Source organism: Glycomyces harbinensis (assembly GCF_900101745.1).
In the GTDB taxonomy this organism is placed as follows: domain Bacteria; phylum Actinomycetota; class Actinomycetes; order Mycobacteriales; family Micromonosporaceae; genus Glycomyces; species Glycomyces harbinensis.
This window is the reverse complement of the sequence record NZ_FNAD01000022.1, coordinates 63650-90072: the sequence shown is the minus strand read 5'-3', so window position 1 is coordinate 90072 and position 26423 is coordinate 63650. Positions and strand designations below refer to the sequence as shown.

Genomic DNA, 26423 nt, shown 5'->3' with positions numbered 1-26423 from the left:
GCCTTGTCGAGTCCCTCCGGTGGGACTGCTTGGGGCAGGACGGCGCGCGCTGTGCCGTCGGCGAGGGTCTCGATGACGCCCATGACGGCGTAGACGAGGTAGAGCGTGGCGATCGGTGCGGCGTCCAGGAGCACGAGGCCGGTCAGGAGGGCGAACATTGCGGCGCGGGAGAAGTTCGCGAGGTACGCCAGGCGGCGCCGGTCGACGCGGTCGATGAGCACGCCGATGCCGAGCACCGAGACGATGCGCGAGAGCGAGTACGCGACCGCGAGGCCGGCGATCGCGATCGGGCTGTCCGTGACCGTCGTGGCAAGCAGCGGAAGGGCGATGAACGTGATGCCGTCGGCCAGGTTCGCTGACGCGTTGCCGAACCAGATCCGGCGGTAGTCGGCTCCCAAATGCATCGACGCCCCTTGTTCACGCCGGCCGACCATCGGCCGGCCATGCCCTGGGCGGACGCTAACCAGGTTGCCACTGGAACGCAACCGGATTGACGAGGGTCGACTTAAGAAGGGCGCGGTTCCCCGTAGTCGATCGGTGTTGTCGGGCCGGGCTGTGGTGGTGCGGCTGCTGTGAGGGCAGGCTCCGCTCCTAAACACCCACGGGCACAAGCAAACCAAGGACCAATTTCCTGCAGCTCCCTGGTCAGGCGCCAGCGGCTCGCGAGCCGAGGAGGAGTTCCTGCCGGTGTTCCGCCGGTGTTCCGCCTTGTGGATCCCTTCTCCCACTGTAAAACTCATGTTAGCTGCGGCACATGTCGGAATAATCTCCTCACTCAAGTGGACGCCGGCTGCGGTTCGCAAGCCCTTGGTCGCGAGGACGCGGTCCTGTCGCCTGACACGGAACAACATGAGGGAGACGCCAGAATGGCATCCGTACTTGCCTCAACCACTACACCTGAAGCCGGGCAGACTGCAGTTCGGGAGACCATGCGGGGCCTTCCCAGGTATGTCCAACTGCCCCTTACTTATCTGACCGGCAAGCCCTTGTACGGTCAGACCGGGCCGAGAATGACCCCGACAGCTCATCTTGGTGCGGCGGTATTCACCTTGTGCTCCGGGTTGACAATGAGCGCCATCGCGGTTACCGCGACCGGAAGTTGGGCTTGGTGGCTGCTGCTCATCCCAGGGTGGGCCTCGGTCCTACACGGCCAGCGCAACCTGCGGCTGATGATCTTCCACCAATGTGCTCACCGAAACATGTGGGGCAAGCCCCGCTGGGATCGAGTTGTGGGCCGCCTGGTGGCGGGACTGCTGCTGATCCAGTCTTTCGAGCGCTATCAAGCGGAGCATGTCGCAGACCATCATGCGCGGCACCATATGACCGTTCGGGATCCCACCGTCCAAGCCATCCTGCTCACGTTGGAGCTCCGACCGGGTATGACCCGTCGCCGGATGTGGGCCACTGTGCTGGGTAAAGTCGCCTCACCCTTGTTCCACGCCCGTTTCTTTGTCGCTCGGCTTCGGTCCTACTTCCACTCGGCATCGGTTCTCGACCGGATCTTGACCCCGGCTTTCCATATCGGCGTCATCGCCGTCGGCGTTCTCACCGAAACCTGGCTTGTGGTGGTGTTGGGTTGGTGGCTGCCGTTGGTTCTGTTCTTCCAGATCAGCAATACCTTCCGGTTGTGTGTGAAGCACACCTTCCCCGATCCATCTATTGTCGACCGGAAAGGGCGTGCATACTTCGGAGGATTGACCAACGCGATCTTCTTGGGGGAGGCGGCACCATCGGCGGACTTGCCGGTGCCGCGTCGAGCGCTGCGGTGGTTGCGCTGGGGGCTGCGCATGGCGTTCGTCCATTTCCCGAGTCGTTATCTGGTGCTGACCGGCGACACTGTGTGCCACGATTTTCACCACCGCTATCCAATGGCCAGAAACTGGGCTGACTACATCTTCGCCCGCCAGCGCGACCTTGAAGCGGGGCAGCATGGTTGGCCGGATTACGTCGAGGTCTGGGGCCTGAAATCGGCTATCGACTTCGTCTTTGACTCGCTGCGAGCCGCCGACCCCGTTGAATACGACGCACAACGGATCGCCCAGGTCAGTCAACGGGAAATGTTTGCAGCCTTCGATGACTGAGACCATCCCGGTGCGTAGCGGTGGCGGCCCGAGATAGACCGGGATCCGGTTGCCATTTTCGTCAATGACCTCAACTAGACGAAACCCTATAGGAAGGCCAACCATTCATGACCACCGAAACCCGTTCCGTGATCTTGGGCGTCGCCGCCAGCGATGCGCACGCTGTCGCCAACCACCTGATTGCCGGCCGGCTTCGATACGCGGGGTTCGCTGTTGAGAATCTGGGCGTATGCACCCCGCTTGAAGAATTCGCCGAGGCATTGGAGCGCTCTCCGCACTCTATAGCGATTGTCATCGGAAGCCTCAACGGTCACGCCTATGAGGATCTGCGGTCCCTGCCCCAGCTGCGGGCGGAGGGACGGCTCGACCGCCCTGTGATCTTGGGCGGGAACCTATCGGTCGGAAGTCGGAAGTCGAACGAGTCACTGGAGCTCCTTCGCGGCCTGGGAGTGGACGTCATTCTCGACGATCCCGACAAGTTGCCGTTCGTGCTGGACAGTCTGTGTCGACCTCAACTGGTCGATGCTCAGTGACCTCCATGAGCGATGCGCTGGATCTGGAATATCAGGTCGCCAGTGGTCTGCCGAGCCTGGAAGAGGCAGTGGCATATTTCAACAGCGTTGGAAAGCCACTGGCAGTCGAGGTCTTGCGGTCGGCCGTCAGGCGGGAACGTCCGGCGATTCAGCCACGGTGCGGCGTCGGCGCCCATGATCGGATGAAGAGCCTGCTTCTGGAATTGGAGTCTCGGGCGGCGCCAGATCTGCTCACGGTCACCATCGACTCGCATACGCGCCTGAAGCACTTCGCCACCGCGGAAGCCACTTTGGCACGCAACCCCGGCCATCTCAATGGCTATCCTCTGGTGGCACATGGTTGGGGGCGCGGGCGAGAGCTGAATGAGTCGGTGAAGGTCCCGTTGGAAGTTCGCCATGGTTCCCCTGACGCCCGCGAGCTGCTGGCGGTCAGCCTGGCCTCGGGTATCGCCTCTTTCGAGGGCGGGGGAATCTCGTACAACCTTCCTTATGCCAAGGACGTGCCCCTGCAGGAGTCCCTCGAAGCCTGGCGCCAAGTGGATTCACTATGCGGAGTGTTCGCGGAACATGGCGTCATCGTGGACCGGGAGATGTTCGGAACACTGACGGCGGTGTTGGTCCCACCGTCGATCAGCCTGGCGATCAGCGTGTTGGAGGCGGTCCTGGCGGCTCGAGAAGGGGTCCGCTGCGTGTCCATCGCATACCCCCAAGGCGGTGAGGCGCTTCAGGACATCGCCGCTCTGCACAGCATTCCGCTGCTCGCCGAGCGATACCTGCCGGAATCGGTAGAGACGTTCTCGGTGCTTCATCAGTACATGGGTGTATTCCCCAAGGGACGATCGGTGGCCGACGCACTCATACTTTACGGCGGACTGGTGGGGCGCATCGGGGGGGCGGCCAAGATCATCACCAAGACCAACCATGAGGCGTACGGCATTCCCGACACCAGGGCGAACGTGGAAGGTATGCGGGTCACCGAGGCGGCATGCTCATCGTTTCTGGACTTCGTTCAGGTGGACCAAGAGCGCGTTGCATTGGAGCGCGATTGGATTCTGTGCGAGGTCGCGGAGCTGGTGGAGCCGCTTCTGGCTTGTGACGATCTCGTCGCAGCAATCTGTCGCGCCTTCGCGAACGGCAGTTTGGACGTACCTTTCAGTGCGAGTCGGCATGCGCGGTCCGCAGTGATTCCCGCTCGTGACACTCGCGGGGCGATCCGATACCGCGACTGCGGCAGCCTGCCGTTTTCAGAGGCAACCCGTAAGCGACAGGCGCAGTCGCTTTCCGGTACCAATTCGGACCCTGACGGACTGAAGGTCATCGAATCGATCACCGCTGACATCAATTACTTCGCCGCCCACGACGTTTCAAAAGGCGAACCATTGCCGCAACTATTGCAGGAGGCCTCGTGAACACTCCGGCATCCACATACGTCGACCATGGAACCGGTCACGTCATCGTGGTACACGCCTGGCAGGATCAATACGCTCATTACGACAGCTACCTGGACCACTCCAGCCGGCCGGTCACCTATATCACCAATCCAACGGGACGTGAGTCGATTCCCGACCGGGCGGCAGAGGTGGTGGTGCTGCCCCGCACTACAGACCCGGCCGAGTTGCGGCGGGCGACATACCAGCTGTCGGAGCGACACGGTGAACCGTCGGCCATCATAGCCTTGAAGGAGAATCACCTGCCGACGGTCAGCCGACTTCGCGAGGAGTTGGGAGCTGCCGGCCCCTATGCAGCGGACCTGGCCCCGTTCCTGGACAAGGATCTGATGACCCGTCTGGTCGAAAGCATAGGGTTGCCGGTTCCCGCTTACGCTCCGGTGTCGACCAACGCGGATATTATCGAGTTCGGTCGCCGACACGGCTGGCCGGTGGTCACCAAACCGTTGCGCGGCAGCGCCAGTGAAGGAGTATCGCGAGTACCCGGTGAGGATGCCGCGGCGGAGCTGACCTGGGATCGCCCCATCATGGTCCAGCGCTTTCAGGCTGGTGACATCTACCATGTGGACGGATATTGGACCGGGAGCGAACTGGGTCCATGGCGAATGTCCCGATACGTGTCATCGTTGTTCAGCTTTCGTCATAGGCAGTCGCCCGCCGGTGCCGTTGAGGTCGATGACCCGGGGACCTTGGCCGCCATGGACGACTATCTGCAAGAGCTCATTCCCGGAATGTGCGAATCGGCCTGGGTGTTCCACCTGGAGGTGTTCGGTGACGGCAACTCGACCCGGCCATCGGAATTCGTGTTTCTGGAAGTGGGTCGACGTGTCGGCGGTGCGGAAATTCCATTCCTGTGGCGTGAAGTCCACCAAGTAGATCTCATGGCGATCGAATGCGCCATCCAAACCGGTAATCCAGTTCCTCGACTGGATGTGGCTGACCCCGGGGTCATGGCGGGATGGCTGCTATGCCCGGTTCCGGCCCGGCGTCCCTGCCGGGTCACAAGCTCGAACTCGATGATGCATATTCCAGCAGTGTACGGCGAACGGGTGCTGGAGCCCGGTGCGGTCATTCCCGACGCCGAAGCGTTCTATGAGCACGTGGGGGGCCGATTTCGTTTCCGAGCCGGGTCCACCAAAGAAGTCACCGACAGCATCGACTCAGTCATCAAAGAATTTCACATCAACTGCGAGCCCCTACCGAAGGAGAGATCCTGAATGAACTCGAAATCCGCCCCAGTCGTACTGACCGAGCCCGTAACCGGGCCCTCGGCGTGGAAACGAGCCGACTTCACCAGCCCCGACGACTGGACGGTCAGCTTTTCCAAGGATCAGGTCGTCGAATTGGTCGAGGCCGTCAAGTCCCTGGACAGGGACAAGAAGAGCTTCGGGGAACTCACGGCAGCGGACTTTCCACTGCCCACCATCGCACCGGTCATGAAGGATCTGGTGGCTGAGCTCGAGCAGGGAAGGGGTTTCGCCGTCCTGCGAGGATTCCCCATCGCTGATCTTGACGAGTCCCAGCTGGAGACCGCGTACTTCGGACTCAGTACTCATGTGGGCCGAGCCACCCCGCAGTCGCGCGACGGCGCGCTGGTTCACCATGTCAAGGACCGCCCCACTTCGGAACAGAAGACCGGTGGGCACCGCGGCTATATGTCCAATGAGGCGCTACCACTCCATACGGATCCTTCGGACCTGCTCACCCTGCTGTGCATCAAGGACGCGGCCGAGGGCGGAATGAACCAGCTCGCAAGTTCGATGACCGTCCATAATCATCTCTTGGAGCATCATCGGGAGCTGCTGGGCCTGTTGTACAAGCCCTTCGCCTACGATCGGCGCGGGACCGAGTCGGCCGGGGAACTGCCCTACTACTGGAATCCGATCTTCGGATATTTCGAGGGGCGGTTGGCGTGTCGCTATTATCGCCGTGAACGGGCCGAGCTGGCCCCGGCCAAGTCCGGTGTTCCGTTGAGCCCCGTCGAGATCGCTGCCCTGGACGCATTCGACGAGACCGCAGCGTTGCCCGAACACACCATCGAACTGAAACTGCGTCCCGGTGACATCCTCATGGTCGACAACAATTACGCGTTGCATGGCCGCACCGCATTCGCCGACGCGGGAACCAGATCACGGGACCTGTTGCGCATGTCCCTGCAACCGTGGTCACCTCGCGCCTTCCCCGAGGGCTTCGCCGCATACCGCGAGGGCCTGCCCGTTACCGCTTAGTCCATTCACACTGTCGCGTCCCATCCCGTCCCAGATGAATGGAGAACTCCGTGGCGAAGACGATAGTCGTGCTCGGCGGCCGCCTCAATGTCCTCGAAGGGGCACGCGATGCCGGCGTTAACGTGGTACTGGTGCATATGCCGGGCAGGTACGATCCGGTCGCCGAGGAGCTGTGCGAAGAGATCGTCCATCTCGATTTCACGGATGTCGACGCGGTCGCCGAGGAAGTGCGCCGCCAGCAGAGCCGACGCCAGATTCACCGAATCGTGTCATTGACGGAGACCGGGCTGCTACCTGCCGCGATCCTCAACGACCGCTTCGGTCTGGGCGGCAACCCGCTGGCGGCTGTGAGACGACTGGTCGACAAGAACGCCATGCGAGCTTGTCTCGATGACGTGGGTCTGAGTCCGGTTCGATATCGAGTGGTCTCTCAATTGGAGGATGCGGTCGGGTTCTTCCGGGAAGGACCGGACGGGATCGTCCTCAAGCCACCCTGCGGCGCTGCGAGCAGGGACGTTCACCTCATTCGCACCCTTGACGAGCTGCGGTCGGCATGGCGGCGACTTCCGCATGGCGGCAGTCTCCCTGTTCTCGCCGAGGAGTTGCTGACCGGAACCGAAATCAGTGTGGAGTCCTTCTCCACTCGGGGCCGTCACGTCTTGATGGCGACTTCCCAGAAGGTTCTCAACGATGCTCTTGTCGAGGTGGGGCACACCATGCCGGCCACACTGACCGACGAACAGCTCGACCAGGTCGCGTCGGTGACATACCGGTTCCTGGACGCCGTCGGTTTGCACGAAGGGCCCGCCCACACCGAGCTCATGCTCACCGCAGCGGGGCCGCGAGTCATCGAGTCCCATAACCGGATAGGCGGCGGAAAGATGAGCGAGCTGGTACAGCACGCGTACGGTGTGGACTTGGCCCGACTGGCGGTGTCAGTGCCGCTGGGCGTGGAGGATGGTCCCGAGTACTCGCCACCGGTTCGCGGAGGTGCCGCCATCAGGTTCTTCACCCCCGAACCCGGCGTGGTCGTCGACGTGACCGGGACCGACGCGTTCGACGCAGCGGCCGACCTGGAGTTGGACATGCCGCTTCGGCCCGGAGACGAGGTCACCGAGATCCGCGACTCCTTCGACCGGATCTTCGGCTCGGTCATGGCATGGGGAGCGGACCCACGGCTGGCGGTTGAGCGGTGTCAGGAAGTCCTGCACCACATCACGATTTCGACGAAGTCTCTGACTGAAAGCGGTAGCCGCGATGTGGTCGTATGACCAGCACCACCGCTGAAGCCACAACACTGGGCAGGGCTTTCTGGCTGCTGTGGCTTGGATGGGTGGTGAACCGGCTGGGTTTGCTGCATCCGGCCTTCTTCGCCCTGTATCTGCTCACTTCCGGCCTGACCGACGCCACCACCTCCGCGCTCGCCGTGGCGATGCAGGGGGCCGGTTCGGCCACCGCTTCGATCGTGGGCGGCATGCTGGGAGACCGCGTAGGACCCCGACGGGCCATCTCGGCGTCTCAGGTGGGATATGCCGTGGTCCTGGGGATAATGCTGGTCAGTTCCCAAATCTGGCTACTGGTGGGCCTGGTGTTCGTCGCCGGTTTCCTGGCGGCGATCAACAGACCCACCGGTACGGCCATGGTGGTGAACCTGGTGCCGGAGTCGCGACGCACCCGCGCATTCGGCCTGCTGTACTGGGCGAACAACGTCGGCGGGTCGGTAGGGCCGGTTCTGTCGGGAGTGCTGCTGTATGTCGCGCCGCGCGGAATCTTCGTTCTAGGCATCTGTACGGCACTGGTGTACTGGTTCATCTGCAGGTTCCTGCCTGATGACCGGGTGCAAGCCCGTGACACCGGTGTTAGCGGAAAGTGGGGCACCGTCCGCACTGCGGGTGCCGACATGGCGCAGCCCTTCCTGAACCGATCGGTGGCGCCGTTCCTGGCGCTGTCGTTCCTGCTGAACATCGTGTACCTGCAGCGGCAGTCGACGCTGCCCATTGACATGAAGCTCAACGGAATCAACGAGGCGGGGATCGGCTCCATCCTCGCCGTCAACGCCGTGCTGGTCATCGTGCTGCAACCGCTGGCGGCAGCCGTCGGGCACCGAATGAAGACTCTATGGATGCTTGTGGGCGGGTCGGCGCTGGTGGCCGTCGGGTTCGGACTCAACGGATTCGCCGAGTCCTCCGTAGGTTTCCTCGTGGCCCTGAGCGTGTGGTCTCTGGGAGAGATCATTATGGCGCCGGCGCCGGCGACGTTCATCGCTCACCACGCCCCCGGCGGGCGTCAGTCGGCGTTTCAGGGTTCGTACTTCTTCGTGCTGTTCCTCGGCATGGTGGTGGGCGCGCCGCTGGGAGTCTTTCTACTGGAGCGCTATGGATCGCAATCGGCGTGGACGGTCATCATGGTCGTGGGTCTTTTGGCCGCCGCCGGTTACTGGGCTCATTCGCGCAAGACCAGCTACCAATAGCCGAGGTCCGGTCGTCGTTGCCGTTACTCGGCCCGTCGGCGAACACCAGCGTGGCGCCGCCGCTCGGAACGCCCTTCGCGTCCCGAGCGGCGGAAGGCGCCGGAGGCTCCCGCAGGCCCCCGGCGCCCGTCTATGCGACGGTCACCGAGTCGAACACCGCTGTGCCCGATTCGGATCCGTCGTGCGAGGTCGCGAACAGGCCGACCACGGCCCCGCCCGCGAGATCCGCGCTCCCGATGTCGGCCCAGGCCTCGCCGTCCGCCGACCACGCGGCCGTCACCACCTCACCGACCCTGCTCAGCCGCAGCCATACCGGGGCTCCCGTATCGGGCCCATCCACGTCGGTGTCGAAGCCCGATTGCAGATGCACCCCGTGCCCGGGCGTCAGCATCAGCGCCGCGTACGCCGCCCCGGCTTCGGTACCGGTCTTGACCATGACCCCGGCCTTCGCCCAGTCGTCGGTGTCCTCCTGGAAGACCACCCGTGTCGTGATCTGACCATCTCCCGCCAACTCCTGGTGGCAGAATCGGAACTGGTCCGCGTCGCCCCAGACGTCGTCGCCCGCGCCGATCATCGTGACCGTCCCTTCCGCGTCGAACACCGCGTCACCGGGTATCGCCGGGTCTCCGACGTCCTCGCACGTCCACGGCTCGGGTACCGCGGGCGCCGTGTCCCGCACCGTCACCGAGTCGAACACGGCCGTGCTCCACTCGCCGCCGTCGTGCGAGGTCACGAACAACCCCACCGTCGCCGCGCCTTCCAACCGCGCGCTGGCGAACGGCTCCCAGCCGGTGCCGTCGTCGGAATGGAACGCCGTCACCGTCGTCCCCTCCCGGACCAGCCGCAGCCACACCGGCGCACCCGCTTCGGGCCCGGCCGTGTCGGTGTCGAACCCGGTCTGGAGCCTGACCCCGTGCTCCGGGGTCGTCATCGCCGCGACGTAGTCCGCGCCCGCCTCGGGGGCGGTCTTCACCATCAGCCCGGCCTTCGCCCACTCGTCGGAGACTCCTTGGGCCACTACGCGGGCGATGATCTCGCCGTCGCCCGCCAACTCCTGGTGGCAGTAGTGGAACTGGTCGGCCCCGCCCCACACGTCGTCGCCGCCGCCGGTGACCGCGATCGACCCGTCGGGGTCGAACGACGCGTTCCCCGGCAGCGCCGGGTCGCCCACGTCCTGGCACTCCCAGCCCGCGGACGGGTCTCCGGCGTCGACCTCGACCGAGTCGAACACGGCCGTGGAGAACCGCGTGTTGTCGTGTGACGTGGCGAAGAGGCCGATCTGGGCGTCCGCACTCATGGGCACCGTCGCGGAACCGATCACCGTCCAGTCCTCGCCGTCGGCCGACAGCTCCGCGGTGAACACGTCGCCCTCGCGCGTCAGGCGCAGCCACGCCGCGCCCTCCTCGTAGTCGAAGCCGCCGCCGTCGGTCCCGAAGTCCGCCTGGAAGTGCGCCCCGTTCTCGGGGGTCACCGCGATCGACGCGTACTTCGCACCCTCCTCAGTCGACTCCTTGACCATCACCCCGGCCTTCGCCCACGGATGCGTGTCGTCCTGCGAGGTCAGCCGCGCGGTGATCTGTCCGTCGCCCGCCAGCGGCTGGTGCACGAAGTGGAACTCGTCGGTCCCGCCCCACACGTCCCAGCCCGCGCCGGTCACCGTGAACTTGCCGTCGTCGTAACTGCTGAGCCCCAGCTGCGTCCGCTCGCCGACGTCCGTGGACTCCCAAGGCGCGGGCGGAAACGCCAGCTCCGTGAAGTGCGCCGTCACCGCCGTGTCCTCATCCGGAACCGTGAACACGTGATGCCGATCGGCGCCAGAGGACCACGAGTCGAACGCGTAGCGCTCGGCCCCCGCATGCTGCGGCGAGGCCGCGTCCAGCACGTACTCACCGCCCACGACCATCCGCTTCACCGCCGTCCCCGTGTACGGCCGCCCGTCGAGCGTGAACGCCAGCCCCGGCGGATCGGCGCTCAGGCTCACCTCCACCGTGTTCGGATGAACGTCCACAAAGGCCGTATCGGTGAGCCCTCCGGCGTCGGTCACCGTCAGGCTGATCCGGTAGAACGTGTTGTCCGCCCCGTGCGGCGCCCTCGGGATCTCGATCTCCCCTGCGGCGCTGCCCGTCTCGGGTCCGAAGAACGGGTGCACGTGGTCGGCGTGGTGGAACTGCACCGTCCACGACATCGCCGCCGCCCCCAGCGCCCCGTCCTCCGGGTCGCTCCCCGAACCGGAGAACCCCACGACATCGCCCGCGTCGTACGTCAACCCCTCACCGGGCGACTCGATCACCGCCTCGGGCCGGGAGTTCCCCACCTGGACCTCCACCACCGCCTCGGCCGACTTCTCGCCGTCGTCCACGGTCAACACCGCCTGGTACACGCCGTTCCCCGTGTACACGTGCACCGGGTCCGCCTCGGTCGACGAGCCGCCGTCCCCGAAGTCCCACGCGTACGACAGCGCGTCGCCGTCGGCGTCGCGCGAACCCTCCGAGGAGAACTGCACCTCCAGCGGCGCGAACCCGCTGTCGGGCGTCGCGCCCGCCTCGGCCACCGGCGTCCGGTTCCCGCCCGAGGGCGCGATCCGGTACAGCTCACCGGGATAGATGTTCAACTGGTACAGCGCCCCGTCCGGCCCGGTCTGCAACTCCACCGGCGTCCCCGCCCCGGTGTCGAAGTCGTGCACCGACACCACGGTCTCGAACGACTCGTCCATCTCCAGGTACTTGACGAACCCCAGCGTGTAGTCCGCGACGAACACCGCGCCCTCGTACGCCTCCCCGAGCAGCCCGCCCTCGTAGACCTCCACCGCCGAGACCGACCCGGCCGACGCCGGCGGGTCGGTGTGCGGGTAGGTCCACACCGGCTGCGCGTACGGGCAGTCCCCGCACTCGCCCTCGACCTCCGGCCAGCCGTAGTTCGCGCCCCGCTCGATGAGGTTCAGCTCCTCGAACTCCGAACCGCCCACGTCCCCGGCAAGGATCTTCCCCGCGTTCGGACCCGACGGCACCACGTCCCACCGGAACGAGTTCCGCAGCCCGTACGCCCACACCGACGGCTCCGCGCCCGGCGTGTCCACGAACGGGTTGTCCGCCGGGATCGACCCGTCCGCATTGACGCGGTGCATCTTCCCGTGGACGTTCCCCAGGTTCATCGGGTTCTGGCTGTTGGTGTTCATCCCCAGCGTCCAGTACAGCTTCCCGTCCGCACCGAACCCCACGGACCCCGAATGGTGGAACACGTTCGCGTCCTGCTGCGACTGGATCAGCACCAGCTCCGAGGCCGGGTCGATCTGGTGGCCCGTCATCGTGAAGCGGCTCAACCGGTCCAGGTTGTCGGCCGCCGTGTAGCCCGCGTACACGTACCCGTTCGACGCGAAGTCCGGGTCGATCTCCAGACCCAGCAGCCCCCGCTCGTCCGAGCCCGCCGTCCCCAGCTCGATCAGCGGATGCCCGTGCAGCGCACCGTCCTCGACCAGCCGGATCGCCCCGTTCTTCTCGGCGACCAGGACGTCCCCGGCCGGCGTGAACCGGAACGACGTCGGCTCCTCCAGGCCCCCGACCACCAGCAGCCGCTCGAACTCGGCCGGCGGCTCGGCCTCCGCCGCCCCCGGAGCGACCAGCAGCAAGGGCGCCAGCACGAGTGCCGCAGCGAAGCGGCGCAACGACTCACCTGACATGCGCCACCTCCGGCGCCTCGTCCGACTCGACCAGCCCGTGGTCCGTCAGCTCCCAGAAGTGCCGCTTGCTCGGCCGCACCAGCTGCCCCAGCGCCTTGTACGCGGCCACGCTCATCAGCGCCCAGTACAGCGGCACCGTCAGCATCGCCCGCACCGCCGCGTACAGGCCGCGCTTCAAGCAGCCCAGCATCAGCGCGTAGCACATGAGTGCGTTGCCCGCGATCATCGCGAACATGCCCCCGTACAGGACCGCGGGCGGGAACAGCGGTTCCATCCACTGCGGCCCGAACACGAAGTACGACAGCGTCATGGCCCACATGAGCGGGTTGATCAGCGTGGTCACCGTCGAGAAGCCCAGCGTCAGGTGGATCGCGAGGGTCTTCCTCGTCCCCAGCTCCCGCCACAGCCGCAGGGGCCGGCGCGAATGCACCAGCCAGGTCTGGAGGTAGCCCTTGATCCACCGGCTGCGCTGGCGGATCCAGTTGCCCAGGCGCGAGTTCGCCTCCTCCTCGGTGACCGAGACGATCATCCGCACGTCCCAGCCGCGCCGGGCGATCCTGATGCCGAGGTCGGCGTCCTCGGTGACGTTGAACGGGTCCCAGCCGCCGAGCGCCCGCAGCGCGTCGATCCGGAAGTGGTTCGACGTGCCGCCCAACGGGATCGCGAGGCGGTGGCGGTCCATGCCGTGGAGCGTCAGGCTGAAGTTCGTGGCGTACTCGGCCGAGAAGCACCGCGTCAGCCAGTTCGTCCACGGGTTCCAGTACTGGAGCTCGGCCTGGACGCACACGACCCGCTCGGGCAGCATCCGGAACGCCAGCGCCGCCTTGCGCAGCTGGTCGGGGTCGGGCCGGTCCTCGGCGTCGAAGATGACGCACAGCTCGCCGGTCGCGCGGGCCAGGCCCACGTTGCAGGCCTTCGGTTTCGTCTTGGGCGCGGTGTCGGGCACGACCACCGTGCGGAAGGCCCGGCCGAGGTCCACCGCGGCTAGCGCCTCGCGGGTCTCCGCGTCCTCGGCCTCCACCAGGAGCAGGATCTCCAGCTTCGACTCGGGGTAGTCCATCGCGGACAACCGCCGGACGAGGCCGGGGACGACCGCGGCCTCGCGGTACAGCGGCACGAGGACCGTGTACTTCGGCAGCTCGTGGTCCGGGAACGTCTCCAGGCTCCCCGGCGCGAAGCGCATCGCGGTGGACTTGCCCGAGCCGAGCACCATCGCGAACTTGAAGGCGATCACCGCCAGGTACAGGACGATGAGCGCGAACATGCCGGCCTGGGCCCACTGGAGCGGGCCCGGCCCGAACCCGGTGAGCAGGTGCACGGCGAGTGCCGCGGCGACGGTGCCGATCACGGTGAGCGCCAACGCGATCTGGCCGGGACTGAGGAGGCTCTGGGCGCTGAGGCCCGAGGGCGGCGCGTCGGGCCGCTTGCGGTGCGCGCTCATGCGTCGGCTCCGTCCTCGGCGCGAAAGACCAGCCGGTCGCCCTCGTCGTAGACCAGTTCGTAGTGGTCCTCGAGCGCATCGGTGCCCCACAGGGCCTCCCACACGTCGTCCTCGCCGCCCGGCGTGGCGCGCATGTAGATCCATTCGACGCCCGCGCCGCTCGGGTCGGCGAGCGCCTCCTCCCACATCCGGTACGAGCCCTCGTAGACCAGGGACCCGGTGGGCATCTGGGACTCGAAGGTCACCGACTCGTTCTCGAACGACATCATGAGCGTGGTGCCGCCGTCGTGGTGGTCCCGCAGCCAGGCGGCGACGGCGGCGTTGTCGGCCTCGGCGCCGCTGCCGCGGAACGCGACCGCCTCGTCGAGCACGATCGCGCCGCCGACGGCCACGGTGGCCCCGGCGACGGCCGAGGCCGCGAGGACCCCGGCCGCGGCCCGCCCGCCCGCCGCGGGGAGGCGCTTGACGAGCACGCCGACGAGGTATCCGGCGAAGACCGCGGCGGGGATGAGCATGATGAGCCCGAAGCGGACGTTGTAGAGCCCGCCCATGACCTCTTCGACGTGCAGGGGCCGCTCGCCGGTGACGAGGGCCCACACGAAGAACGGCGCGAACACGAGCATCGCGTACGGGGTGAGCCACCGCGACCGCAGGCGCCGCTGGACCGCGTAGACCACGAGCCCGGCGAGTCCGAGTGCGGCCGTGGCGATCCCGAGGTTGTGCAGCGCGGCGAACCCGTACGTCCGCGCGGCGGTGCCGAGCGAGCCGACGTTCGCCTCGCCCTCGGCGACCCACAGGGCCGAGTCGGCGTACTCGCCGGACTTCCAGTTGAGCGCGTCGCCGAAGATCGCGAGGTTCCACGCCATCCAGCCCAGGACGCCGGCGCCGGCGATGAACCCGAAGACGAGGACCGAGCCCTCGGTGTGCGAGTAGCGGCGGTGGCGGCGCAGCGCCGCGTAGGCGACGACCGCGAGCGCGACGACGCACAGGATCCAGCCCTCGTACCGCGTGAGGGTCGCCGCGAGCACCGCTGCCGACGCGAGCGACAGGTCCCGCAGGCGTTCGCGCGCGCACCATTCGTGCAGGTGGTGGATCGCGGCGACGGCGCACGCGAACAGCAGCAGCTCGGTCATGGCCGTCGCCTGCAGGTAGAGCACGTTCGGGTTGAGCGCGAAGAGCCCCGCGGCGGTGAGCCCGGCGGCCCAGTGGCCGGCGAGCGACCGGGCGTGCAGGAACAGGCACCGCACGGCCACCGCGTAGGAGGCCATGGACACGAGCGCCCCCGCGAACCCGTTGAGGTACAAGGCCTCCCAGGTCGCGAGCGGCGCCGTCAGCAGGTGCGGCAGCGGCAGCCACACGCCGCCGAGCTGCGCGAGCCCGGCGGTGGGGCTGTCGACGACGCGGCGGGCGATGAGCAGGTGCGAGTTCGCGTCGGGATACGCCAGCAGGTAGCCGTGGTCGGCGAAGTAGAGGTACGCCAGGACGCTGGCGACGCAGGCCGCGAGCGTCACCAGGGCGGCGGGGGCGTCCTTGGGGCTCGCCAGGCGCCTGGCCCAGCCGAGGCGCTGGGCGTCGCGGACCATGTGTCCGTAGACGACCGCGAGGCTCACGAGCGACTTGACGACGACCGAGAGCCGGGCCCCGGTCTGCTCGCCGTGCTCGCGCGGGTAGTGGTTCACGGGGTGTTCGATGATGCGGGCGCCGTCGCCCGAGATGCGGCAAAGCATCTCGGGGGAGATCGCCGCGGCCTCGCCGGTGAGCCGCAGGTCCTGGAGGAGCGAGCGGTCGATGAGCTTGTAGGCGCAGTCGACGTCCCGGCCGGGGACGCGCAGGAGCGCCTTGCACAGCGTCGTCCAGATCTTGGCGTTGAGGCGCCGCCGCCACGGGTCGGCGCGGCTGGCGCGGTAGCCGATGACGGCGTCGGCGCGCTCCTCGCGCTTCCTGTCGCGCAGGGCGAGGAGGTCCTCGGCGTGGAACTGGCGGTCGGCGTCGGTCAGCAGGATCTCGCGGAACCCGGTGCGGCGCAGGGCGGTGTCGATGCCGGTGCGCACGGCGGCCCCGTAGCCGAGGTTCTGCTCGTGGTGGACGGCGATGACGCGGCCGCCGTAGACGGCGGCGAGGCGGTCGATGAGCTCGCCGGTGCGGTCGTCGCTGCCGTCGTCGACGACGATGACGGCGTGCGGGATGCCGGCGCGGACCATGGTGTGCAGGAAGTCGTCGACCGTGGCGGCGACGTTCGCCTCCTCGCGGTAGGCCGGCATGACCACCGCGACGCCGTCAGTCGGCGGTGGCGGTGCGGTCCGCGGTGCGGGTGAGTGCGAGTGGTGCGCGGCGATGATCGTCAAGGTCTGCTCCAAGGTGTTCGGTCGGCGGCGCCGTTTCGGCTCGGCGCCCGCGGAAGATCAGGTGGTTGCTCGCGAGGAAGGTCAGGAGTGCGCCGAGGCCGACGCCGGCGGCGGCCGCGGCCACGGGCCCGGTGAACTGCGACGCGAGGGCGAACACGCCCGTGTTGCAGGCCAGGCTGAGGGCGACGGTGGTCTGGAAGGACAGCCACCGCACGGCGGCGCGGCGCGGGGCCGGCCGCGGCAGCCGCCGGTCCGACCAGGTGAAGCGGGTGCTCAGCAGGAAATTGACCTGCGCCGAGACGAGGAACCCGATCGCGTTCGCGAGCGTGTCCGGGACACCGGTTTCGCGGAGTGCGAGCAGGAGCCCCGCCTGAATGGCGAAGCAGGTCATTCCGACCGTCGAGAATCGGGCGAGCCGCATCAGTAGCGGCCGGTGCCGATGCATGGAATAGTCCTCCAGTGGGCACGGCTGATAAACGCGTCGACTCGCGCCGTATCGGCGGGGGTCGCGCGTATGCGAATGGGGAATGCCAGCGGGTGCCGACCGCTCCAATGCGGTCGGATGGGTGTTCACGGAACGGGTGCTGGTCAACACCGTAGCCGGGTCATCGCTGGTGGTGGACCCCAATTGGCGCGCACCGTTGTCACCGTCGGTCATTGAGGACTTTTAAATATCCCTTTTGCGCGGAAGCGGATTCGCCGCACGTCGTGCGTATGCGGGTGAATGGGACAGAGCGAATGACCGCATTGCGTGATCGGCTGTCGGGATCTTTACTTCCGGCTTTACCCGTTCAGGGGATGACTCGTGAGTAGCTTTATCGGGTTTTGAAAGTCGGCTCCGCATTCGCCGCCGGGAATGAAAAAGAAATGCTCGCATTCGGGCCGCCGCCGATGGCGCGAACGGCGCGGCGCCCGCGGGATGCGACCGTCCCTCGGCGCGGGCTCGCGCATGTACGAGGACCGCCGCCGGCGGCCCGGCGTGTGTTCCCGACCTCAGCGCGACCCCGCCGTTCGCCGCAGAACCCCTGACCAGGCATAATCGAGAGGTTGCGCTTCGGCGCGGCGTCTTCCGGTCCTCGAGACCGGACCCTTCGGGCCGAAGGCCCGCAAAAGGGAACCGTATGCGAGTCGGAACCGGCGCAGCCGTGTCCGGCGTTGAGCGAACGAAAGGAATCAGTCTCGTGGCTGATCAACAGCAAGCGGCCGGTGGCCGGGGCAGCGGCGGCAATGACCGCGGCGGCCGCGGTGGTCGCGGAGGACGCGAGGGCGGTCGCGGTCGCGACCGCGCCGAGAAGTCCCCGCACATCGAGCGCGTAGTCACCATCAACCGCGTCGCCAAGGTCGTCAAGGGCGGCCGCCGGTTCGCCTTCACCGCCCTCGTGGTGGTCGGCGACGGTGCGGGCAACGTGGGTGTCGGTTACGGCAAGGCCAAGGAAGTCCCGGCGGCGATCGCCAAGGGTGTCGAGGAGGCCAAGAAGAACTTCTTCACGGTCCCCCGCATCGGCGGCACCATCCCGCACGAGACCTTCGGCGAGGACGCGGCCGGCAAGGTGCTCCTCAAGCCGGCCTCCGCGGGTACCGGCGTCATCGCCGGCGGCCCCGTGCGCGCCGTGCTCGAGTGCGCCGGCGTCCACGACGTCCTGTCGAAGTCCCTGGGCTCCTCGAACGCCATCAACATCGTCCACGCGACGGTGAAGGCGCTCAAGCAGCTCGAAGCCCCGGAGGCCGTCGCGGCCCGCCGCGGCATGGCGCTGGAGGACATCGCTCCCCAGGGTCTGCTGCGCGCCCGCGCCGAAGCCGCCGCAGCCGCGAAGGCTTAGGGGTATCGACATGGCACGTTTGAAGATCACCCAGCACAAGTCGGTCATCGGCGAGAAGCCGAAGACCCGCGCCACCATCCAGACGCTCGGCCTGCGCAAGATCGGCCAGACCGTCTTCAAGGAGGACCTCCCGCAGTACCGCGGCATGGTCCACCGTGTCCGTCACCTGGTCGACGTCGAGGAGGTCGAGTAGTCATGGCAATTCGCATTCATGACCTGCAGCCCGCCCCCGGCGCCAAGAAGGCCAAGACCCGCGTGGGTCGCGGTGAGGGCTCCAAGGGCAAGACCGCGGGCCGCGGTACCAAGGGCACCAAGGCTCGCAAGACCGTGCCGGCCGGGTTCGAGGGCGGGCAGATGCCCCTCCAGATCCGGCTTCCGAAGCTCAAGGGCTTCAAGCCGCACAACAAGCTCGTGTACCAGGTCGTCAACCTCGACCGCCTCGTGGAGCTGTTCCCCGACGGCGGCGAAGTCGGCCCCGAGCAGCTGATGGCGGTGGGCGTCCTCAACAAGAAGGAGCTCATCAAGGTCCTCGGCTCCGGCGAGCTCGAAGGCGTCAAGCTGGACGTGAAGGCCCACGCCTTCTCCTCCTCCGCCTTCACCAAGATCACCGCCGCGGGCGGCACGGCCGTGGTCGTGGACAAGAAGACCGGCGAGCCCCTGGACGCCTAGTCGCGTCCCGCAAGCCGGATCGAACGTTTGATCCGCGAAACGGGCCGGAGTGAACTCCGGCCCGTTTCGTCATGCTCAGTGCCGAATACTCTGCGTCCGAATGCGCCTGCTAGGCTCCCTTGGCGAGGACCACCGTCTTCCTCGGGCGCGTGACCCTCTCGCTACGAACTTCACACGCCCACTGGTCACGTAAGGTGTTGCCCCGCAACACCAGGGCCCCGCCAGGGGGTCTTGTTCAGGAGGAACCGCATTGCTCTCCGCCTTCATCAGCGCGTTTCGGACCCCCGATCTGCGCAAGAAGATCCTGTTCACCCTGATGATCATCGGTCTGTATCGTCTTGGTGCGCAGATGCCGAGTCCCGGCGTGGACTACACGGCAGTGCAGACCTGCCTCAACCAGCAGCCCACCGATGACGCGGGCGTGTTCGGTCTCCTGAACCTGTTCACGGGTGGAGCGCTCCTCCAGCTGTCGGTCTTCGCGCTCGGCGTCATGCCGTACATCACCGCGTCGATCATCATGCAGCTGTTGACGGTCGTGATCCCCAGGCTCGAGCAGCTCCGCAAGGAGGGCCAGCCGGGCCAGGTCAAGATCACCCAGTACACGCGGTACCTCACGCTGGGTCTCGCGCTGCTCCAGGCCTCCGGCTACATCGCCCTGGCGCGCTCGGGCATCCTCTTCAACGCCGAGTGCCCCAACCCGATCCTCCCGGACCTGTCGACCACCGACGCCAACATCCCCTACTGGATGTCGATCGTCACCGTCGTGGCCGTCATGGTCGCCGGCAGCGCCATGATCATGTGGTTCGGCGAGCAGATCACCGAGCGCGGCGTCGGCAACGGCATGAGCCTGTTGATCTTCGCGTCCATCGCGGCGCAGATGCCGAGCCAGTTCTGGGCCCTCCAGGAGTCCGAGGGCTGGTTCATGTTCGCCGTCATCATCGGGCTGTGCCTGGCGATCATGGTCGCGGTCATCTTCATCGAGCAGTCGCAGCGGCGCATCCCGGTGCAGTACGCCAAGAAGATGGTCGGCCGCAAGGCCTACGGCGGCACCTCGACCTACATCCCGCTCAAGGTGAACCAGGCCGGCGTCGTGCCCGTCATCTTCGGCTCGTCGCTGCTGTACATCCCGACGCTGTTCCGCCAGCTCAACCAGAACAGCGATTCGGGCTGGGTGCAGTTCATCGACCGGTACCTGCTCAACCAGGGCTCCTGGGTGTACATCACCCTGTACGCCTTCCTGATCATCTTCTTCACGTACTTCTACGTGTCGATCACCTTCAAGGTCGACGACGTCGCCGAGAACATGAAGAAGGCCGGCGGGTTCATCCCCGGCGTGCGCCCGGGCAAGCCCACGGCCACCTACTTGCAGCGAGTCCTGTCACGCCTGACCTTCCCTGGCTCGCTTTACCTGGCCGTGATCGCTATCCTTCCCAATCTGGCCATCATCGCGTTCGGTAACCAGCAGCTGTTCGCTCAGTTCGCGTTCGGCGGCACCTCGGTGCTGATCATGGTGGGCGTCGGCCTGGAGTCGGTCAAGCAGATCGAGTCCCAGCTGATGCAGCGCCACTACGAGGGCTTCCTGCGCTGAGGCAGGTCGCCCTCGGCCGGAGCGGCGGCGTGGCGCCGCCGCCCGGCACAGTGACGACACGGGAGGAACTCTTTTGCGACTGGTACTCGTAGGCCCGCCGGGCGCCGGCAAGGGCACACAGGCCGAGATCATCGCCGAGCGGCTCGGCATCCCCAAGATCTCCACCGGTGACATCTTCCGCGCCAACGTCTCCGGCGGCACCCCCCTGGGCCTTGAGGCCAAGCGGTACATGGACGCCGGGGACCTGGTCCCCGACGAGGTCACCAACGACATGGTGGCCGACCGCCTGGCTCAGGACGACGCCAAGGACGGCTTCCTCCTCGACGGCTACCCCCGCAACACCGAGCAGGCGAAGGTCCTCGACCGCGTCCTCGACGCCGCGGGCGCGACCCTCGACCTGGCCCTGGAGCTGACGGCCAGCGACGACGAGGTCGTGCGCCGCCTGTCGGGGCGCCGCGTGTCCAAGTCGACCGGCAAGGTCTACCACCTGGAGTTCGACCCGCCGGCCGACCCCGACTCCCCGGACCTGTTCCAGCGCACGGACGACAAGCCCGAGACGATCAAGAACCGCCTCAAGGTCTACGCCGAGCAGACGGCCCCCCTCATCGGCCACTACCAGGCCCAGGGCAAGCTCGTCCGGATCGACGCCATCGGCGAGGTCGCGGAAGTGACCGAGCGCGCCCTGTCCGCCATCGGCGCCGCGGCGTAACCCCCCATCGTGTTCCGCCGTCGCCAGCGCATCCAGTACAAGACCCCTGAGCAGATCCGCAAGATGCGGGCCGCCGGGCTCGTCGTGGCCGAAGTGCACCAGGCCATGCGCGAGTACGCGGGGCCGGGCGTGTCGACGGCGGAACTCGACCGGATCGCCGAGAAGATCATCCGCTCCAGCGGGGCGGTGCCCTCGTTCAAGGGCTACGACATCGGCTTCGGGCCCTACCCGGCCTCGATCTGCGCCTCGGTGAACGAGCAGGTCGTCCACGCGATCCCCTCCGCCGACGCGGTGCTCGAGGAAGGGGACCTCCTGTCGGTCGACGTCGGCGCGATCGTCGACGGCTGGCACGGCGACGCCGCGATCAGCATCGAGATCGGCGAGGTCGACCCCCGGGTGAGGGCCCTGCGCGAGGCCTGCGAGGCCGCGATGTGGGCCGGCATCGGGGCCGCGGCCACCGCGAAGCGCCTGGGCGGGATCTCGCACGCCATCGAGCAGGCCGCGGACCGCGCGGGGGACTACGGGATCGTCACCGGCTTCGGCGGGCACGGCATCGGCACCGAGATGCACCAGGACCCGCACATCCTCAACTACGGGCGCCCGGGCGAGGGCCCGAAGCTGCGCGCGGGGATGGCCCTGGCGATCGAGCCGATGCTCACGCTCGGCTCCGAGGACACCGCCGAGCTCGGCGACGGCTGGACGGTCGTGACCGAGGACGGGTCGGTCGCGGCCCACACCGAGCACACGATCGCGCTCTGCGAGGACGGCGTGTGGGTCCTGACGGCTCCGGACGGCGGCGTCGAACAACTGGGCGAGGCGGCCGCGAGCGCGGCTCGCGCGGAATAGGACCCCGATGCCATAATTGGCATCGTGACCGACGACCACGGCAGACTGCGGATCTCGAACGCCGATCGCGACAAGGCGATCGAGCAGCTTCGCGCGGCGCTCGACGAGGGCCGCATCGACCTCGCGGAGTTCGACGACCGCACGAGGTCGGCCTACGAGGCCAAGACCAACGCCGAACTGGACCTCATCTTCGACGACCTCCCCGGGGGCCGCCCGAAGGAGGCCGAGGTCGTCCCCGCCGAGCAGCCCGCCGACCGCCCGCACGGCGATCCGCACGCCCGGCGCGGCCGCCCCCCGCTCCACCAGGTCCCCGCGCTGCGCGGCCTGATCACCGTCGGCCTCATCTGCACCGCCATCTGGCTGGCGACGTGGATCGGCAGCGGCGAGCTGCCCGCGTTCTGGCCGATCTGGCCCATCCTCGGTCTCGGCATCGCCACGGTCGTCCAGCTGGTGAACCGGGGCTTCGGCGACGACGACTGCGACTGACCCACCGTTCGGCCTTACCATCCCCCCAAGGAGCCCCTGCATGTCCTCCCTCGAACGATTCGGCGACCGCGACACGCGGATCGGCAACCCCGAGCGCACCGCCCTGACCGACATCCTGCGCTCGTCGGTCGACCAGGGCTACATCGACCTGGACGAGTACGAGAAGCGCGTCGACGTGCTCCTGGCGGCCAAGACCGTCGGGGACGCCGAAGTGGTCCTGTCCGACCTGCCGGCCTACCACCAGATCATCGACGCGCAGGAGCCCGTGAAGTCCGGGACGCCCGACTGGGTCAAGTGGCTGTGGTTCGGCTTCTCGATCCCGATCGGGATCAACCTGGGCGTGTGGCTGGTCCTGTTCTTCACGATCGGCGCGGTCTACTTCTGGCCGGCGTGGGTGATCGTGCCGCTGGTCGTGGTGGCGACGTCGCTGACGTTCGCCGAGCGCAAGATCATCCGCCCCGCCGAGGACCGCAAGCGCCAGGAGCGTCTGCGCCGCAAGCGGAATCAGCGCAAGGGCCTCTGAGCAGCGAAAAGCCCCGCGGCACTGCCGCGGGGCTTTTACCTCGGGGTGAACGACGGGACTTGAACCCGCGACCTCCTGGACCACAACCAAGCGTTCTACCAGCTGAACTACGCCCACCAAGATTGGTCTTGCCGGGAAACCCGACGACCGCCGACAATCATAGCCAAACGCCGGGGGCTCGCGTCAAGTGGGTTCCGTGTCCGTCGTCTCAGTCGGCGAGCGGGGCGCCGATGCCGGCGGCGGCGGCCTTGGCCTCGTCGCTGGAGGGCCCGGGCAGCGGCACGAACACGGTGCGCCGGTAGTACTCCAGCTCCTTGACGCTCTCGTTGATGTCGGCGAGCGCGCGGTGGGCGAGGCCCTTGGCCGGCTGGTTGTAGTACACGCGCGGGTACCAGCGCCGGGCGAGCTCCTTGATGGAGGACACGTCGATCATCCGGTAGTGCAGGTGGTCGTCCAGGCGCGGCATGTACTTGGTGATGAAGGTGCGGTCGGTCGCGATGGAGTTGCCGCACAGGGGCGCGGTGCGCGCCTCGGGCACGTGCTGCTTGATGTACTCCAGGACCGCGTCCTCGGCCTGCTGCAGCGAGATCTGCGAGGCCCGCACCTCGTCGGTGAGTCCCGACTTGGCGTGCATGTCGGCGACGAACGCGCCCATGTTCTCGAGCTCCGGGCCCTCGCAGGCGATGACGAGGTCGATGCCCTCGTCCAGCGGGGTGAGGTCGGGCTCCGTCACGAGCACCGCGATCTCGATGAGGGCTTCGGTCTCCGGGTCGAGTCCGGTCATTTCGCAGTCGACCCACACTAGGCGTTCTTCTGTCACGCGCCAACTCTACGCGCAGGCGTCACCCCAGGTGATCTGCGCGTCAGGAGGTCGGAACGGGCCCGCGGACCCTCCGGGGAGGCGCAGACTGGAGAAGAACGAGAGGTGTTCGGAATCGGACATCAACGCCTGGGAAAGGTGTTGCTTGTCACCGCTACAGTCCGCTATGGTGCGGGTATCAGAGCGTCGCCGCCTTTGCGGTCTCTATCGCAGTGATAAGGGCCGCAATCAGATGATCTCTCAACTTTTTCAAGGTAAGGCGCGTGTACCCCTAGAGATTGAAGGTTTGCGATGAAGCAGACCGGAGACGATACCGTGACCAGGACTCGGGCCACCGCAACTCTGACGAGGTGAGGTGATCCCCGTCTCACAGGCATCATGAGCGCCTCCCGGCCCCGTCTAGGGGACAGGAGCCGTGAACTGAGCTTAGCCGACGAGCCCGGGGATACCCAAACGGTGCAAACGGCCGGAAGGCCATCCGTTCGCATCGATTTGGTAACCGTGGCGCATCGAACACCGGGACACGGAATTCCACGCAACGAAGCGGTCGTTGTAACTGGTACACCGTTCACGCGGTGTCGGGGGACGAGGAAGCTGGAGGAGACCTTGAGCGTGGAGACTACGACAACACCCACCCTCACCACCGAAGAGGTCGCTGAGGAGCGAGACCTTGTAGGCGTATACCTGCATGAGATCTCGAAGACGCCGCTGCTCGATGCCGCCGCCGAGGTCGACTTGGCGAAGGCTGTCGAAGCGGGTCTGTTCGCGAAGCACCTGCTCGGAGAAGAGGAGACCTTCGGCGACGCCACCGAGAAAGACCTGAAGCGACTGGTCGAAGACGGTGCGAAGGCGAAGGAACAGTTCATCAAGGCGAACCTGCGGTTGGTCGTCTCGATCGCCCGCCGCTACGTCCGTTCCGGGATGCCGATGCTCGACCTGATCCAGGAGGGCAACACGGGCCTGGTCCGCGCCGTCGAGAAATTCGACTACCAGCGCGGCTTCAAGTTCTCGACCTACGCCACGTGGTGGATCCGCCAGGCCATCAGCCGGGCGATCGCCCAGCAGGAGCGCACCGTGCGCCTGCCGGTGCACCTGGTCGAGGACGTCAACCGGATGCGCAACGTGACCCGCCAGCTCACCCGTGAGCTCGGCGGCGACCCCGAACCCGATCAGGTCGCCCAGGCATTGGGCGTCACGGTCGAGCGGGTCAACGAGCTCATCCGCTGGAGCCAGGACACCGTCTCACTGGACACGCCGATCGGCGACGACGGCGACACCAATCTCGGCGACCTGGTCGCCGACTCCGACGAACCCAGCCCCGAGGACGTCGTCCTCGCCGGCATGGAGCGTCAGCGCATCGAGATGATGCTCAACCACCTCGACGAGCGCTCGGCGGGGATCGTCAAGGCCCGCTACGGGCTCGAAGACGGCCGCGAGCACTCGCTCACCGAGGTCGCGCACCGGTTCCACCTCTCCCGCGAGCGGATCCGCCAGCTGGAGATCCAGGCGCTGGCGCGCCTGAAGGAACTGGCCAACGACCAGGTGATGGCAGAGGCGGCTTGACTGCGTAAGCGCTAGAGCAGCAGGAAACGCGAAGGGCCGGGGCTGGTGCCCCGGCCCTTAACGTGTCCGGCCCCGAGCGCCCTGCCCGCCGCGCATCCGACCGTGCTCCACGCCGGGCTCTTCGGCCCTTCACGTTTCCCGGCCTCTCGGCGGGCCCGGCGATGTCGCACCCGCCGGGCACTGTCGAAGCCGGGGGCGGATGCGAACGCGAGCGTGGCTCGCCCGCACAATGCGGGCGAGCCACGCTTGTTCGCTCCTGTGTCAGACCCGGCGGTACCCGTCGATGGACATGCCCATGTCGAGGTCCGAGATCTTCACGACGTCGCCCGGCTTGGGCGCGTGGATGACCTGGCCGTCGCCGATGTACATCGCGACGTGGTTCTGGCCGTTGTAGAAGACCAGGTCGCCCGGCTGGAGGTCGCCCCGGCCGATCGAGCTCGTCTCGTCCCACATCGTCCACGTGGAGTGGGTCAGCGAGACGTCCGAGACGGCGTACGCGCCCGAGATCAGGCCCGAGCAGTCCCAGGTGTCGGGGCCGGCGGCGCCGAACACGTACGACTCGCCGAGCTGGTCCTTCGCGAACTGGACCGCCGCGGTCGCGGCGTCGGAGCTGTACTCGGCCGTCGAGCTCGACGACGAGTCGCCGCCGCCGCTCGACTCGGTGCTCGCGGCGGCCTCCTCCTCGGCCGCGGCGGCCGCCTCGGCCTCGGCTTCGGCCTCAGCGGCCTCGTCGTAGGCCGCCTGGGCCTCCTCGATCTGCGCGTCGAGGTCCGCGACCTGCGCCTCGGTCTTGTCGATCTGCGTCTCGAGCTGGGCCGACAGCTCCGCGGCCTCCTGGGCCTCGGTGTACTTGTCGGACTGCTCCTGCGCGTACTCGACGAGGGTCGAGACCTTCGCGCCGAGCTCGTCGTCCGCGGATTCGACCGCGGCGGTGACGTAGCTCAGCTGCGCGTCGGAGGTGCCGTACTCCGCGGAGGCGGCGTCGATGACGGCCTGGGCCGCATCGAACTGCGCCTGGAGCCCGGCGAGGTCGGCGTTCGCGCCGTCGAGCTCGGTTTCGAGATCGCCGAGGTGGTCCTCGATCTCGGAGGCCGAAGCCGCCTCGTAGTCGATGTCGGCCGCTTCCGCCGGGGCCGCCGCGAAGGCGGTCACGAGACCGACGGCCGCAAGGGTCACG

Annotated in this window: 23 protein-coding genes and 1 tRNA gene; 16 read left to right on the top strand and 8 right to left on the bottom strand. The window is 67.2% G+C overall.

The window, feature by feature from the left end:
* Positions 1-404 (bottom strand): MFS transporter (locus BLQ63_RS25555; protein WP_143014969.1); only part of this gene is annotated, 404 nt, incomplete at its 3' end.
* A gap of 462 nt (positions 405-866) precedes the next feature.
* Between BLQ63_RS25555 and BLQ63_RS25550 the strand changes: the two genes are divergently transcribed.
* The 7 genes from BLQ63_RS25550 to BLQ63_RS25520 all read left to right on the top strand — a co-directional run bounded on the left by BLQ63_RS25550 (position 867) and on the right by BLQ63_RS25520 (position 8760).
* Complete coding sequence (locus BLQ63_RS25550) at positions 867-2081, top strand: fatty acid desaturase (RefSeq protein ID WP_091040364.1); 1215 nt, start codon at positions 867-869, stop codon at positions 2079-2081.
* Between the two features lie 107 nt (positions 2082-2188).
* Positions 2189-2614 carry a cobalamin-dependent protein gene (locus tag BLQ63_RS25545; protein WP_091040363.1) on the top strand — a complete coding sequence of 142 codons (426 nt, stop codon included), beginning with the start codon at positions 2189-2191 and terminating at the stop codon, positions 2612-2614.
* Between the two features lie 5 nt (positions 2615-2619).
* Positions 2620-4023, top strand: a complete 1404-nt coding sequence (locus BLQ63_RS25540; protein ID WP_091040373.1) for a methylaspartate mutase — start codon at positions 2620-2622, stop codon at positions 4021-4023.
* The gene (locus BLQ63_RS25535; protein ID WP_143015092.1) at positions 4020-5279 is read left to right on the top strand and encodes an ATP-grasp domain-containing protein; all 1260 of its coding nucleotides are present in this window, start codon (positions 4020-4022) and stop codon (positions 5277-5279) included. Before BLQ63_RS25540 ends, BLQ63_RS25535 begins: the two co-directional genes overlap by 4 nt.
* Positions 5280-6290: a TauD/TfdA family dioxygenase gene (locus BLQ63_RS25530; protein WP_091040361.1), complete on the top strand. Its 1011-nt coding sequence runs from the start codon at positions 5280-5282 to the stop codon at positions 6288-6290.
* A 50-nt stretch (positions 6291-6340) separates the two neighbouring features.
* Positions 6341-7561, top strand: coding sequence for an ATP-grasp domain-containing protein (locus tag BLQ63_RS25525; protein ID WP_177155107.1), 1221 nt, complete (start codon positions 6341-6343; stop codon positions 7559-7561).
* The gene (locus BLQ63_RS25520) at positions 7558-8760 is read left to right on the top strand and encodes an MFS transporter (protein WP_091040359.1); all 1203 of its coding nucleotides are present in this window, start codon (positions 7558-7560) and stop codon (positions 8758-8760) included. The genes BLQ63_RS25525 and BLQ63_RS25520 overlap by 4 nt, the downstream gene beginning before the upstream one ends.
* Before the next feature lie 130 nt (positions 8761-8890).
* Here BLQ63_RS25520 and BLQ63_RS25515 read toward each other — a convergent pair whose 3' ends face one another.
* Genes BLQ63_RS25515 through BLQ63_RS25500 form a run of 4 tightly spaced genes read right to left on the bottom strand, consistent with a single transcriptional unit; the run spans position 8891 to position 16880 of the window.
* Complete coding sequence (locus tag BLQ63_RS25515) at positions 8891-12436, bottom strand: PQQ-dependent sugar dehydrogenase (RefSeq protein WP_091040358.1); 3546 nt, start codon at positions 12434-12436, stop codon at positions 8891-8893.
* Complete coding sequence (locus BLQ63_RS25510) at positions 12426-13877, bottom strand: glycosyltransferase family 2 protein (RefSeq protein WP_091040357.1); 1452 nt, start codon at positions 13875-13877, stop codon at positions 12426-12428. Before BLQ63_RS25510 ends, BLQ63_RS25515 begins: the two co-directional genes overlap by 11 nt.
* On the bottom strand, positions 13874-16222 hold the full coding sequence (locus tag BLQ63_RS25505; protein WP_245681089.1) for a glycosyltransferase family 2 protein: 2349 nt from the start codon (positions 16220-16222) through the stop codon (positions 13874-13876). The genes BLQ63_RS25510 and BLQ63_RS25505 overlap by 4 nt, the downstream gene beginning before the upstream one ends.
* A complete protein-coding gene (locus BLQ63_RS25500) occupies positions 16155-16880 on the bottom strand; it encodes a GtrA family protein (protein ID WP_091040356.1) in 726 nt (241 codons plus the stop codon). The genes BLQ63_RS25505 and BLQ63_RS25500 overlap by 68 nt, the downstream gene beginning before the upstream one ends.
* Positions 16881-17403: 523 nt before the next feature.
* Between BLQ63_RS25500 and rpsE the strand changes: the two genes are divergently transcribed.
* The 8 genes from rpsE (at position 17404) to BLQ63_RS25460 (ending at position 22863) form a co-directional block, all read left to right on the top strand.
* Positions 17404-18042, top strand: a complete 639-nt coding sequence (rpsE, locus tag BLQ63_RS25495) for a 30S ribosomal protein S5 (RefSeq protein ID WP_245681088.1) — start codon at positions 17404-17406, stop codon at positions 18040-18042.
* A 10-nt stretch (positions 18043-18052) separates the two neighbouring features.
* Positions 18053-18235: a 50S ribosomal protein L30 gene (gene rpmD / locus BLQ63_RS25490; protein ID WP_091040354.1), complete on the top strand. Its 183-nt coding sequence runs from the start codon at positions 18053-18055 to the stop codon at positions 18233-18235.
* A 2-nt stretch (positions 18236-18237) separates the two neighbouring features.
* Positions 18238-18711: a 50S ribosomal protein L15 gene (gene rplO / locus BLQ63_RS25485; protein WP_091040353.1), complete on the top strand. Its 474-nt coding sequence runs from the start codon at positions 18238-18240 to the stop codon at positions 18709-18711.
* A gap of 250 nt (positions 18712-18961) precedes the next feature.
* On the top strand, positions 18962-20299 hold the full coding sequence (gene secY / locus BLQ63_RS25480) for a preprotein translocase subunit SecY (RefSeq protein ID WP_091040352.1): 1338 nt from the start codon (positions 18962-18964) through the stop codon (positions 20297-20299).
* Between the two features lie 73 nt (positions 20300-20372).
* Positions 20373-21008 (top strand): adenylate kinase, encoded by a 636-nt coding sequence (locus BLQ63_RS25475; RefSeq protein ID WP_091040351.1) that lies wholly within the window; start codon positions 20373-20375, stop codon positions 21006-21008.
* 9 nt (positions 21009-21017) lie between these two features.
* A complete protein-coding gene (map, locus tag BLQ63_RS25470) occupies positions 21018-21854 on the top strand; it encodes a type I methionyl aminopeptidase (protein ID WP_091040350.1) in 837 nt (278 codons plus the stop codon).
* A gap of 24 nt (positions 21855-21878) precedes the next feature.
* Positions 21879-22340, top strand: coding sequence for a DUF1707 SHOCT-like domain-containing protein (locus BLQ63_RS25465; RefSeq protein WP_177155106.1), 462 nt, complete (start codon positions 21879-21881; stop codon positions 22338-22340).
* A gap of 40 nt (positions 22341-22380) precedes the next feature.
* A complete protein-coding gene (locus BLQ63_RS25460) occupies positions 22381-22863 on the top strand; it encodes a DUF1707 SHOCT-like domain-containing protein (RefSeq protein ID WP_091040348.1) in 483 nt (160 codons plus the stop codon).
* 44 nt (positions 22864-22907) lie between these two features.
* On the opposite strand, the gene BLQ63_RS25455 is transcribed toward BLQ63_RS25460, so the two are convergent.
* Both BLQ63_RS25455 and orn read right to left on the bottom strand, forming a co-directional pair.
* A tRNA-His gene (locus BLQ63_RS25455) sits at positions 22908-22980 on the bottom strand.
* A 91-nt stretch (positions 22981-23071) separates the two neighbouring features.
* A complete protein-coding gene (gene orn, locus BLQ63_RS25450; RefSeq protein ID WP_245681087.1) occupies positions 23072-23683 on the bottom strand; it encodes an oligoribonuclease in 612 nt (203 codons plus the stop codon).
* A gap of 606 nt (positions 23684-24289) precedes the next feature.
* Between orn and BLQ63_RS25445 the strand changes: the two genes are divergently transcribed.
* Positions 24290-25246, top strand: a complete 957-nt coding sequence (locus tag BLQ63_RS25445) for a sigma-70 family RNA polymerase sigma factor (RefSeq protein ID WP_051703965.1) — start codon at positions 24290-24292, stop codon at positions 25244-25246.
* Positions 25247-25507: 261 nt separating this feature from the next.
* Here BLQ63_RS25445 and BLQ63_RS25440 read toward each other — a convergent pair whose 3' ends face one another.
* Positions 25508-26398, bottom strand: a complete 891-nt coding sequence (locus BLQ63_RS25440) for a C40 family peptidase (RefSeq protein ID WP_143015091.1) — start codon at positions 26396-26398, stop codon at positions 25508-25510.
* Positions 26399-26423 lie beyond the last annotated feature (25 nt).